The following is a 12,053-nucleotide window of genomic DNA, read 5'->3' on the forward strand; positions in this document are numbered from 1 at the left end:
CCGTCTGGCCGGGCGAGGGCCGTGACGGGTCTATACATATTCATACAGACATTCACGCGACTCGGGAGGACGACGATGGCAGACCGCACGCTTCGCGGCATGAGGCTCGGATCCCAGAGCATGCAGAGCGAAGAGGGCGTCGAGTTCGCGTCGCGCCAGCGCGCTCAGTACCGTACCGCTGAGGGTGAAACTTTCGACATGATCTTTTCGGCCGACGCCGAACTGCCCGACGTCTGGCCCTCTCCCAAGAACGGCGCCGAAGGTGTGCTGCTGGCTCCTGACGGCACGCCGATCGACATTGAGGTCGGCGAAGTCAAGGCCGCGCGCACGCACTGGGACATGCTGCTCGAGCGCCGCACGCGCGATGAGCTCGAAGAGCTATTGCAGGAGCGCCTCGATTTGTTGCGCGCTCGACGCGGTGGAGGCGAACGGCTCGGAGCCTAGCGAGCACGCTCGCGAGACGCGGTGCGCGCCGGCCCGCGCCCGAACCAGCTGGCGACGCCCCATCCGGTGACCCGCACGAGCGCCTCGGCGACGATCGCAGGCCCCATCTTCGAGCTGCCGGTCGTGCGCTCAACGAAGGTGATCGGGTGCTCGAGCACCACTCCCCCGGAGCGCTCGACGCGCCACGCGAGCTCCACCTGAAAGCAGTAGCCCTGCGATGAGACGACGGCGCGGTCGAGCCCGCGCAGCGCGGCGGTGCGATAGGCACGAAAACCGGCGGTCAGGTCGCGGATGCTCGAGCGCAGCATCCACTTCGCGTACCGGTTGCCCGACCGCGAGATCGCGCGCCGCGCCCAGGGCCAGTTGACGACTGAGCCGCCGTCGATCCAGCGCGAGCCGATGACCAGGTCGGCCCTGCGCTTCTCGAGCAGCGCGAGCATGGCGGGCAACTCGGCGGGGTCGTGCGAGCCGTCGGCGTCAATCTCGACAACAGCATCGTAGTTCTGCTCGGCCGCGATTCCGAAGCCGAGCAGATACGCCGACCCCAGGCCCGACTTGGCCGCCCGATGGCGCACCGACACTCGGTCATCGGTCGCGGCGAGATCGTCGGCGATCGCGCCTGTGCCGTCGGGTGAGCCGTCGTCGATGATCAACAGGTCGGCGTCGGGCACCGAGCGGCGCACGCGCTCGACCATGCCGCGGATGCTCTCAGCCTCGTTGTACGTCGGCATCACGATAAGCGTTCGCATCACGACTGCTCGCGTCGCACGAGGAGGCCAGCGAGCAGCACGCTCGCGAGCCCGAAGAGGATGACGCCCCACTCGAGCGTGCGCCCGAGGGCGTGCGCCGGCGTGACCGTGTCGCTCAGCGGAACCTGCTGCACCATCGTGCCGGCCTCAAACCGCGGCACGCTGTCGAGCGTCGAGCCGTCGGGCAGCACGATCGCGGTGGCACCCACGGTTGAGGCGTGCACGACTGTGCGGCCAGATTCGATCGCGCGCAGCCTCGCGATGGCCAACTGCTGCAAGCCTTGGTCAGTGGGGCCAAAGTCAGCGTTGTTGGTCGGGGCGAGCAGAATCTGCGCCCCTTCGTTCAGCTGCCGGGCGACCAGGTCGTCGCTCACGATGTCGAAGCAGATCGAGATGCCCGCGATGACCCCTTCAAGATCGACCACGGTGTCGCGCTCACCGAACGAGAAGTCGCGGGGCACGAGATCGAACAAGTCGGGGGCGAGCGGGTAGAAGAAGTCGCGCGCAGGAAGATACTCGGCGAAGGGCACGGGATTCACCTTGTCGTACTGATCGATGGCGCCGTTGCCGGCGCTCCACAGCAGCACAGAGTTGAAGCTTCGGTCGGTCGGCTCATCGTAGGTGATCGTGCCGACGACGACCGGAGCGTCGAGCCGCTCGCTGACCAGGTCGAGCACCGACGCGGCATCAGCGTTGCGCAACGGGTCGAGATCGCTTGCATTCTCGGGCCACACGACGACGTCGAGGTCGAGCCCTTGGTCGAAGAGGGGTGCGGTCGCGTCGTAGTGGTCGCGCAGAATTTCGCCGCGCTCGTAGGCGGCGAACAGCCCTGAGTTCGAGTTGCCCTGCACCGCGGCCACACTCAGGGTTCCGTTCGTGGCGATCGGCACGGCCGGCCACACGAGCAGCGCCGCGGATGCTCCTGCCAGCGCGATGCTGCGGCGCAGCATCCCGACCTCGCGCTCGATCGCGACGGTGACGATCGCTGCCGCCACCCACGCGAGCAGAAAGGTGAGCCCCGAGAAGCCGAGCCAGCCAGCCCAGTGCGAGAGCGGACCCTCTGCCTGGCTGTGCGCGAGGCGGCCCCAGGCGAAGCCGCCCCAGGGAAAGGTGCTCGCGACGACCTCGCGGGCTGTCCACAACGCGGCGACGACTGCCGGCGCCAGCACGAGCCGCCCCGCAATGCTGGGCCAGGCTCGCGGCACCCAGCGCCAGGCCAGCATGATGAGCACCCCGCCCATGGAGGTCCAGACCACCATGACGAGCGTCAGTGCGAGCCAGGGCACGACGCCCAGGTACACCGTGAGCCACTCGATGAGCGTGCCGTAGAACGTGAAGCCGCTGAGCGCTCCGACGAGCAGCGCACCGCGGATGCTACGGCCCCGCAGACTCGCGAGCACCAGGACGGTGCCGACAATGGTGAGCGGCCACCAGCCGAGGTCGGGATACCCGAGATCCATCAGCCAGCCGCCCGCGATGGCGGTGAGCACGGCGATGCCGAGGGGCAGGGGCGGGGCGGTGGTGGTCGCGACGGGCGCTGCGGGGCGCACAGTCGCCACGCTCGTCGTCTCCGTCACGAGGGGCAATCTTAGGCGAGCGCGCGAAGAGCGCCGCTCAGGCGACCGAGCTGTAGGCGACGATGCCGCGGCGGATCGCGTCGAGCGCGCTTCGGGCGGTGCGACCGACCTGTCCGTCGGCGACGAGAGAGATCTGGTCGAGCAGATCGATCGTCTGCTTGGACCAGCGCACGAAGTCGCCCGCGGCGAGATCGGCATCGCGCAGCACGGCGTCGAGCGCGCCGCCCGCGGCCCACCGGTGCATCGGCAGGGCCAGGGTCGTGGCGAGCGGCTCGCTGCCCGGCAGGCGATGCTCGCGCTCGAGGTCATCGAGGCGGGCCCACAGCTCTTGCGTGCGCTCGAGCGCGGGCCGGAAGGCGCCTCGGGGCAGTGCATACTCGGGCGCCTGCCCGTCGTCGCGGCGCGCTTCGAACACGATGGCGCTCGCCATGGCGGCCATCGAGGGCACGTCGAGGTCTTTCCACACTCCGCGCCGCAGGCTCTCGGCGACGAGCAGGTCGCGCTCGCCGTAGATGCGCCGCAGCGATCGGCCATGCACGGTGAGCCCGAGCCGTCCGTGATCATCGGTGCGCAGGTAGTCGAGCTCGGTCAAAATTTCAGTGATTCGGTCGAACACGGCCGCGACGGCTCCTGTACGGCCCGAGATCTGCCGGCTGACCTTGTCGGTGTCTTTCTTCAATCGCCACCAGCGCTCAGCCCAGCGGGCGTGCGATTCGCGATCAGAGCATCCGTGGCACGGGTGCTTGCGCATGCTCACTCGCAGGCCTTCGATCTGCTTCTGCCGCCGCAGCCGGTCGGCCTTCTCGCCGGGCTCCCCCGCGCGCTTCGTGCCGCGCTCGAGGTCGCTCAGCTGCCGTCGCAGCGCGGAGTACTGCTCGAAGTCGCCCAAGTGGCAGGTCATCGAGTTGGCGTACCCCGCGAGGGCCTCTTCGTTCTTGCGCACCGTGCGCGCCAGGTCGACGACGGCTCGGTCTGCCTGAAACTGCGCGAAGCTCGACTCGAGAATCTCGCGCGTGCGCTGTCGGCCGAACTGCTCGATCAGATTGACGGCCATGTTGTAGGTCGGCCTGAAGCTCGAGTTGAGCGGGTAGGTGCGGCGCGAGGCGAGCGAGGCGACCGCTTGCGGGTCGAGGCCGGGCGTCCACTGGATGACCGAGTGGCCCTCGGTGTCGATGCCGCGTCGCCCGGCGCGGCCCGTGAGCTGGGTGTACTCCCCCGGCGTGATCGGCACGCGGGCCTCGCCGTTGAACTTCTCGAGCTTCTCGAGCACGACCGTGCGCGCAGGCATGTTGATGCCGAGAGCGAGCGTCTCGGTCGCGAAGACGACGCGCAGCAGCTTCTTCTGAAAGAGCTCTTCGACCACCTCTTTGAACGCGGGTAGCAGCCCGGCGTGGTGCGCGGCGACGCCGCGCTGCAGACCGTCGAGCCACTCCCAGTAGCCGAGCACGGCGAGATCATCGTCGCGCAGTGTGCGGCAGCGCTCTTCGACGATCTGGCGGATCTCGTCGCGCTCGGCCTGGTCGGTGAGTCGCAGGCCCGACCGCACGAGCTGGCGCACAGCGGCGTCGCAGCCCGCACGGCTGAAGATGAAGAAGATCGCGGGTAGCAGGCTGCGCGAGCCGAGCATGGCGACGATCTCTGATCGATCGGCACGCCCCTCCCCTGCCGGCCGCTTTTCCCAGCGTCGAGGGTGGTGCTGCCGCCCCTTGTGGGGCGTGTGGCCGCCAGCGCGGGCGAGTTGCATGAGCTCGGGGTTGACGCGGTTCGTCGCTGCTTTGCCCGACGAGTCGAACAGGTCGACGAGTTTCGAGCGCACAAGCACGTGCTGGTCGAGCGGTACCGGCCGGGTCTCGCTGACGATCACATCGGTGTCGCCGCGCACGGCCTGCAGCCAGTCGCCGAACTCTTCGGCGTTCGAGACGGTGGCGCTGAGCGAGATCATGCGCACGTGCTGGGGCAAGTGGATGATCACCTCTTCCCACACCGCGCCGCGGAAACGGTCGGCGAGGTAGTGCACCTCGTCCATGACGACATAGGCGAGGTCGACGAGCAGGTCGCTGTCGGCGTAGAGCATGTTGCGCAGCACCTCGGTCGTCATCACCACGATGCGCGCTCGGGCGTTGATGTTCGTGTCGCCCGTGAGCAGCCCGACCTCGGCGGCGCCATACTGCGCGACGAGCTCGGTGTACTTCTGGTTGCTGAGCGCCTTCATGGGCGCGGTGTAGAAGATCTTCGCGGCGGGCTCGAACATCGCCAGGAACACGCCGAACTCGGCGACGATCGTCTTGCCCGCGCCGGTCGGCGCAGCGACGAGCACGCTGCGACCCTGCTCGAGCGCGGCGCAGGCCGCCTGCTGAAACGGGTCGAGCTCGATCGTCAGCCCATCGCGGAACGCCCGCAAACGCGGGAGCGACTGCAGCGCTCGGGCCGCCGCGTACCGCTCAGCGGGGCTGAGGCCGGTGTCACCCATCGGCTCTGATGCCGTACTCCGCGTTGAGCGCGGCCTCGCGCCTGGCCACACGCCTGTCGTTGAGCATCGACACACCCGCCGCCAAGAAGTACAGGCCGACCATGGGGATCGCGAGCAGGATCATCGAGTAGACATCGGCCGCGGGCGTGGCGAGGGCGGTGAAAGTCGCGATCGCGAGAATCGCCCAGCGCCACCCCTTGAGGATGCTCGCGCCCGTCATGACCCCCGCGAAGTTGAGCATCACGAGCACGACGGGTAGCACGAAACCGATGCCGATCGCGAGCACGAGCTTCACGGCGAAGTCGAGGTAGACCCGCGCGGTCAGAAGGGTTTGGCTGTCGCTCGTGGCGAAGCTCGTGAGCAGACTCACGATGTTCGGCAGCACGAGCCAGCCGGCGGCGCAACCCGCGAGGAAGAGCGGAATCGACGCGGCCAGGAAGCCGACGGCGTAACGTTTCTCCTTCTTGTGCAGCGCGGGAACGATGAAGGCCCACAGCTGATAGAGCCAGAAGGGTGAAGCGATGACGATGCCGAGCGTGATCGAGATGATCAGTCGAGTGTCGAAGGCTTCAGAGACGGTGGTGTAGCTGATCGCGGCCTCGCGACCCTGTGCTTCGGCGACCGCGAGAATCGGCGCGCTGAGGGCAGCCCAGACGGCGTCGGCGAGAAACCAACCGCCGATCGAGGCGACCAGAATCGCCAGAGCAGACCAGCCGAGGCGCTTGCGCAACTCGACCAGGTGCTGCCCGAGGCTCATACGGCCCTCGGGGTTCCGGGGCCGCGGCTCGCGGCCAGCCACGTGCTACTTGGAGGCTGAGGAGTCAGTGCCCTCGGTGCTCGCTGAGGGCGACGCGGGTGCCTGCGCAGGAGCGGGCGTCGACGTCGTCTCGGCCGCTGCGGGAGCATCCTCGTCTTTGTTCTTGATCTCCTTCTTGAAGATCGTCATCGACTGGCCGAGGCTGCGGGCGAGCTGGGGAAGCTTCGGGGCGGCGAACAGAAGAATCACTACCAGGAGCAGAATGAGGCCGGTCCAGCCTCCGAGATTTGCCGGCATGTTGCTCTAGTCCTTCGGTCGACGGGTGAAGAGGTCGTCAGTCTAGCGCGATGGCCTTGACCGCACCTGCGAGCCGCGCCATGGCGCGGAAGGCAGCTTCGTCACGCCGAGTCAGCATCGAGCGCGGCACGAGCCCACGCTGCGACGGCACGGCGGGCGTCGGCGGGTTCGAGAACCTCGACGCCGCCAGCCAATCGTGCCGCGATGCGGCCGAGAATGCCGGGGTGCGAGATCGCCAAGGTGACCAGAGCGCGATCTCCCTCGATGCGTACGGCGTCGTCAGGACCGCGGTAGTCGGCGATGAGCGGAAGCCCGACAACCGGTAGCGCGATCGTGACTCTCTGGTCTGCACCGCTGCTGCGGAACAGCTCGTCAGAATCAGCGTCTGACGTGTGCGCGTCGGCGTCGCCGAGCAGCTCGACGCTCGCGATACGGTCGAGCAGAAATGTGCGCTCGGCTTCGCGGGTGAGGCACCACCCTCGCAGGTACCAGGCATCATCGACGCCGTCGAGACGGATGGGATCGACGTCACGCAGCTCGCGGTCGCCCCGGGTCGTCACGTAGTCGATTCGTACTCGTCGGCTCTCGGCGATCGCGGCACCGAGCTGCCGGTGCACGGCGTCGACCGCACCAGCGCGCACGGCGAGTGGGGCGGGCGTCGACGAGGCTCCGCGCGCGAGCTTCGCCATGAGCGCGGTGACATCGACGCGCGCGGCGAAGTCGGGCAGTGCCGCCACGCGCTGAAGGCCGGCGAGCAGCGCCGCTGCCTCACGGGCGGAGAACCGCGGCTTGTCGTCCATGGGCGCGGCGCGAAACCGGATCAGGTCGCGCTGCTCGAAGTCGTCCCAGTCGATGTCGAACAGGGTTTCGTGCGTGTAAGTACCGTCGGCCCCGGGCGTGCCACTCATGGCGATGAGCGTCACGGCCTTGCGCATCTGCTCGGGCGAGATACCGAAGTGCTCGGCAGCGTCGGTGACGGTAACGCGCACCTGGTCGATGAGGTAGGGCACGAGCGACAGCAGGAAGGTGAGCTTGTCGGTCGCCCGCGGCGGCGTCGGGCGCTCAGCCATGAGCCTGCACCACGCTCTGCCAGCGGGCCCGCACGGCGTCGCGCACCGCCGCAGGTTCTACCACGCGCACGTCGGCGCCGAACGCCGCAAGCTCGTCGGCGAGAATGTCAAGATCGGTCGCGTGCACGACAAGTCGGCCGTCGGCCTCTGTCGTGCCCGGCCGGTTACGCAGCACCACGTCGGCCTCGCTGCCTGGTCGAGCAGCGACCGTCGCAACGGTCGACTGCCACAGGGCCTCGAGCTCGGCGAGCACGTGCACGGGCTCGTCGGCGCCGGGCCGGTGGGTGGCTGGTGAACTGGTTGACTCGACCACGCTGACGATGCGGCGCAGCAGGAACGTGCGCGCAGCATCCGCCCGGTCATCGTGCGCATGCAGGTGCCAGCGTCCCTCGTGATAGACCAGAGCGAGCGGAGAGACCAGGCGGCGCTCGGCCAACGGCTGACCGGGCTTGAGGTAGTCGAACGACACCTGCTGGCCGCGGTCGATCGCGGCGCTCAGCGGCTCATAGGCGGCATCACGCGTGCGAATCGTCGGCGCGAAACCGATGACGTTGTCGTCGATGCGCAAGCCCAGTGACTGCAGCTTGGTGAGTGCGCGGCGTGAGTCGGTCGACAGCGAGCCCTCGCGCCATACCTGAGCGGCGAGCGTCAATAGCGCATACTCTTCGGCCGAGAACTCGAGGTCGTCGGGCAGCTGGTATCGCGACGGCGGAATGCGATAGCGCTGCAGCTTGGTGTCGCCCTCGGCGCCGCGCTCGTCAACGGTTTCGAGCGGCACCCCGAGGTCGCGCAGGTCTTCTTTGTCGCGCTCGAACTGTCGCTCGAGACTCGCGTGATCGCCGCCCTGCTCGTAGCGCGCCGCATACCCGGTGACAGTCGAGAGAATCTCGGCCTTCGTCAGGCCCTGCTCGGTCGCGAGCAGCGCCAGCACGAGGCTGAACAGCCGCTCTTCGACCGGAACCTTGCGTGCCTCGTCGGCCACGAGGCGCTCTAGCCCTCGATCCCGAGGATGTCGACGACGAAGACCATCGTCGAGCCTGCGGGAATCGTGGCCGGTGACTGGCCCTCGGGGTAGCCGAGCTCGGGCGGGATCACGACGATGACCTGCGAGCCGACAGTCGCTCCGATGAGGCCCGCCGCGAGGCCGGGCACGACACCGTTCGGGTCGTCTTCGAAGCTCGCGATCGTGAAGGTCACGGGCGCGGCGCGCTCCCAGCTCGAGTCGAAGATCGTCTTCGTGTCCCACAGCAAACCCGTGTAGTGCAGCACGGCGCGGTCGCCCTCGGCGATCGGAGTGCCGTCGCCGCGCACCAGGGTGTGAGCGCGCAATTCGGTCGGCGGCTCTTCGTCGGGAATCGTGACGCCCGGAATGCCGTCGGGCGTGGTCACAACGGCAGGAATGCCTGATGCACCGAGCTGCGGAGTGCCGGTCGCCCGACCCAGGTATGCAGCCTGCACGTCGAAGACGAGCACAACGGGGTCGGCCTCGGCGAGACCCGCCTCGTCGACAGGACCACCGAAGACATCGCCGACGGTGCCCGTGACCGCGAAGCGCGAACCGACGGTCGCGCACTGCAGTGACTCGGCCAGCAGGTCGACGTCGGCGCCGGCCGTGCGACGCAGCGGCGCCTGCGCGTCGTCGTACGAGCTCTGCGTGATGAGGTCGCCCGAGACGGCCGAGAACAGACTGACCTGAAAGTCGACGATCTGTCCGGCGGCGATCTCATCGCCTTCCCCCGCGTCGATCACAGCACTCTGCGGCGTCTCCGAGCGCAGGGGTGTCGGGAAGTCGACGGTCGGAGCCGAACCGAACGCGCCACTCGCCGAGACGAGAGCTGCGTTCGCGCCCTCCGGCACGACGGGCACGCAGGCGTCAGAGCCCACGGGGCTCGTGCAGGCCACGAGCGAGCCGGCGAGAGCCGTCGCGAGAAGCAGGGCTGAAGCTGTGCGCGCAGAGCGCCGGGGAGTCGCAGTCACACCTGTCACTCTATCGGGCGGCGCACCGACTTCTCGGCGAGGGCCTGCGCCTCACGGGCGGCCTTGCGCAGCCGCTTGTCACTCGCCTGACGGTCACCCACCGCACCCGGAGTCCACAGCTCGACATCCTCATCGCCGTGCTCGGTCTTCGAGCCGCGCTTGGCCTTAACAAAGCGCCCGGCGCCCGGTGCGAGGCGTCGCGCCGTCAGCAGAAAGCCCGTGTGGGCGACCATGCGGTGATCGGGCCGCACCGAGAGGCCGTCGACGTTCCAGCCGCGCACCATGGTCTCGGTCGAGACGGGCTCGGTGAAGGTCTCGGTATGACGGATGGCCTCCGCCACCCGCGATAACTGCGTGGCCGTGGCGACGTACACGAGCAGCACTCCCCCGGGCGTGAGCGCCTCGGCGACGGCGTCGAGGCACTCCCATGGCGCGAGCATGTCGAGCACAGCGCGATCGGCCGTGCCAGCGGGAACGACGGTCGGCAGAGCATCCTGCAGGTCGCCCAGCGTGATCGTCCAGTTCTCGGGGCGCGCGCCGACGAAGGCGCTCACGTTGCCCTCGGCGATCTGCGCGAACTCTTCGCGTCGCTCGAACGAGAACAGGTGGCCCTGCTCACCGATCGCGCGCAGCAGCCACATGCTCAGTGCGCCCGAACCGACGCCTGCCTCCACGATGCGTGCGCCCGGAAAGATGTCGGCCTGCGCCAGAATCTGGGCGGCATCCTTCGGGTAGATGATCGCCGCACCGCGCGGCATCGACATGACGAAGTCGGTCAGCAGCGGGCGCAGCGCGAGATAGGCAACGCCCTGCGAATTCTCGATGACACTGCCGTCGGGCAGGCCGATAAGCGCATCATGCTGCAGCACCCCTCGATGACTGTGGAAGGCGTTGCCCGCTTCGAGGGTCACGGTGTTGAGCCGGCCCTTCGGGTCGGTCAGTTGCACTTGGTCGCCCTCGACGAACGGGCCGCTCTGGCGACGCTGGGTCATGATGCAGCTCCGGTCGCTCGATGGTGATGGCGCTTCAGGGCGGCCGAGAGGTCGGCGAGCGTGCAGCCTTCGAGGGTTGGCCAGAGCTCGTGAGTCGGGCCCTCGTGCAGAGTCAGATGCAGGGGCACGCCGATCGTGGCAGCGCCCGAGGCGACGGCCGACACGAGCCCGAACTCGCTGTCTTCGATCGCGATGCACTCGCCGATCTCGACGCCGAGCCGTTCGGCCGCGCGCAGGTAGGGCTGCGGGTGCGGCTTCGGGTGCTCGACGTCGTCGCCCGCGATCACCACCCCGAACACGTCGTCGCCGATGGCCGCGGCCACCTGCAGCGCCATGCGACGGATCGACATCGTCACGAGCGCGATCGGGATGCCCGCCGACCGCAGTTCGGCGATCAGTTCGCGCGCGCCCGGGCGCCAGGGCACGTCCGTCTCGATCTGCAGCATCACCCGATCGGTCAGGGTGTTGATGATCTCATCGACCTCGAGCGCCACGCCGGCCTGCTGCAGAATGATGGCCGACTGCACGAGGCCCGAGCCGACGAGCTGCATGCCCTGGGCCTCGCTCCAGGTGCCGCCGTGTTCGGCAACCAGGTCGGTCTCGGCGCGCATCCAATAGGGCTCGGTGTCGACGATGGTGCCGTCCATGTCCCACAGAACGGCGGCAGGGGTCGGGGCGGTCACGACGCACGAGTCTAGTTGCGTTCTATCCTGGGGCGACCCCTCGGCAACGGCCGGGGCTCAGAGAGGTGCATCGGTGACGCAGAGCGATCTGTTCCGCAGCGGGCGACTGCTCGTCGTCGCGTTCGAGGGCTGGAACGACGCCGGTGAGGCCGCGAGCGGTGCGGTGCGGGCGCTGAAAGACGTTCTCGACGTCGTGCCGATCGCCGACATCGACCCCGAGGACTACTACGACTTCCAGCTCAATCGACCGCACGTCGAGCTCGATGATGAGGGCAAGCGGCGGCTGCGTTGGCCCGGTGTCACGCTCTACGGCCCCGCGGGCGATGACGGGCTGCCCCGCACCCGCACGATCGCCGATGACCCGATCGGAGTCAGCGGCACCAACCACGAGAACATTTACCTGCTTCTCGGCACCGAGCCGTCGCGCGGCTGGAAGACCTTCGCCACCGAGACCGTCGACCAGGCGCTCACTGCCGACATCACGGGCGTCATTCTGCTCGGGGCCCTGCTCGCCGATGTGCCGCACACGCGCCCGATCGCGATCCACAGCTCGAGCGAGAACGCCGAGGTGCGCGACGAGCTCGGCGTCGAGCGCAGCAGCTACGAAGGGCCAGTCGGCATTCTCAGCGTGATCGCGGCGATGGCCGAAGAGGCGGGCATTCCGACAGTGTCGCTGTGGGCATCCGTGCCCCACTACGTGCACAACGCGCCCTCGCCCAAGGCGACCCTCGCCCTGCTCGACAAGCTCGAAGAGCTCGTCGACGTGGTGATTCCGCGCGGCGACCTGCTCGACGAGGCGCGCGAGTGGGAGGAGGGCATCGACGCCCTCGCCAACGATGACGACGAGATGCGCTCGTACATCGACCAGCTCGAACGGGCGCGCGACGCCGTCGAGGCGCCCGAGGCGAGCGGCGAGGCCATCGCGCAAGAGTTCGAGCGCTACCTGCGCAAGCGTGACGACGAGCCGGGCAGCCCCGCCGCCGGCGATGGCCCCGGCGCCAGTTAGCCGCCTCGTCTCGCGGTGCCGGGGTCAATCC

General features: G+C 68.5%; 12 protein-coding genes. 2 read left to right on the forward strand and 10 right to left on the reverse strand.

All coding sequences use genetic code 11. The features are described 5' to 3' along the window. Positions 1-75 precede the first annotated feature (75 nt). Positions 76-444 (forward strand): RNA polymerase-binding protein RbpA, encoded by a 369-nt coding sequence (locus KL788_RS01920; RefSeq protein WP_293167991.1) that lies wholly within the window; start codon positions 76-78, stop codon positions 442-444. Here KL788_RS01920 and KL788_RS01925 read toward each other — a convergent pair. The 10 genes from KL788_RS01925 to KL788_RS01970 all read right to left on the reverse strand — a co-directional run bounded on the left by KL788_RS01925 (position 441) and on the right by KL788_RS01970 (position 11,016). Further along, the gene (locus KL788_RS01925) at positions 441-1,175 is read right to left on the reverse strand and encodes a polyprenol monophosphomannose synthase (protein ID WP_293167992.1); all 735 of its coding nucleotides are present in this window, start codon (positions 1,173-1,175) and stop codon (positions 441-443) included. The genes KL788_RS01920 and KL788_RS01925 overlap by 4 nt on opposite strands. 17 nt (positions 1,176-1,192) lie before the next feature. After that, entirely contained in the window at positions 1,193-2,770 is a 1,578-nt protein-coding gene (gene lnt / locus KL788_RS01930) for an apolipoprotein N-acyltransferase (RefSeq protein WP_293167993.1), read from the reverse strand. A 37-nt stretch (positions 2,771-2,807) separates the two neighbouring features. Continuing rightward, a complete protein-coding gene (locus KL788_RS01935; protein ID WP_293167994.1) occupies positions 2,808-5,240 on the reverse strand; it encodes a DEAD/DEAH box helicase in 2,433 nt (810 codons plus the stop codon). Further along, positions 5,233-5,997 carry a twin-arginine translocase subunit TatC gene (tatC, locus tag KL788_RS01940; protein WP_293167995.1) on the reverse strand — a complete coding sequence of 255 codons (765 nt, stop codon included), beginning with the start codon at positions 5,995-5,997 and terminating at the stop codon, positions 5,233-5,235. Before tatC ends, KL788_RS01935 begins: the two co-directional genes overlap by 8 nt. A gap of 45 nt (positions 5,998-6,042) precedes the next feature. Next, positions 6,043-6,294, reverse strand: coding sequence for a twin-arginine translocase TatA/TatE family subunit (locus KL788_RS01945; protein ID WP_293167996.1), 252 nt, complete (start codon positions 6,292-6,294; stop codon positions 6,043-6,045). Positions 6,295-6,395: 101 nt separating this feature from the next. Further along, positions 6,396-7,364, reverse strand: coding sequence for a helix-turn-helix transcriptional regulator (locus KL788_RS01950; protein WP_293167998.1), 969 nt, complete (start codon positions 7,362-7,364; stop codon positions 6,396-6,398). Further along, a complete protein-coding gene (locus tag KL788_RS01955) occupies positions 7,357-8,346 on the reverse strand; it encodes a helix-turn-helix transcriptional regulator (RefSeq protein ID WP_293168000.1) in 990 nt (329 codons plus the stop codon). The genes KL788_RS01950 and KL788_RS01955 overlap by 8 nt, the downstream gene beginning before the upstream one ends. Before the next feature lie 8 nt (positions 8,347-8,354). Beyond that, entirely contained in the window at positions 8,355-9,341 is a 987-nt protein-coding gene (locus KL788_RS01960; RefSeq protein ID WP_293168001.1) for an FKBP-type peptidyl-prolyl cis-trans isomerase, read from the reverse strand. A gap of 5 nt (positions 9,342-9,346) precedes the next feature. Next, a complete protein-coding gene (locus KL788_RS01965) occupies positions 9,347-10,333 on the reverse strand; it encodes a tRNA (adenine-N1)-methyltransferase (protein WP_293168002.1) in 987 nt (328 codons plus the stop codon). Beyond that, the gene (locus tag KL788_RS01970; protein ID WP_293168003.1) at positions 10,330-11,016 is read right to left on the reverse strand and encodes an HAD family hydrolase; all 687 of its coding nucleotides are present in this window, start codon (positions 11,014-11,016) and stop codon (positions 10,330-10,332) included. Before KL788_RS01970 ends, KL788_RS01965 begins: the two co-directional genes overlap by 4 nt. Before the next feature lie 73 nt (positions 11,017-11,089). Here KL788_RS01970 and KL788_RS01975 point away from each other — a divergent pair, with 73 nt between their 5' ends. Next, entirely contained in the window at positions 11,090-12,022 is a 933-nt protein-coding gene (locus KL788_RS01975) for a PAC2 family protein (protein ID WP_293168004.1), read from the forward strand. Positions 12,023-12,053 lie beyond the last annotated feature (31 nt).

It is taken from the genome of Microcella sp., from assembly GCF_019739195.1.
In the GTDB taxonomy this organism is placed as follows: Bacteria; Actinomycetota; Actinomycetes; order Actinomycetales; family Microbacteriaceae; genus Microcella.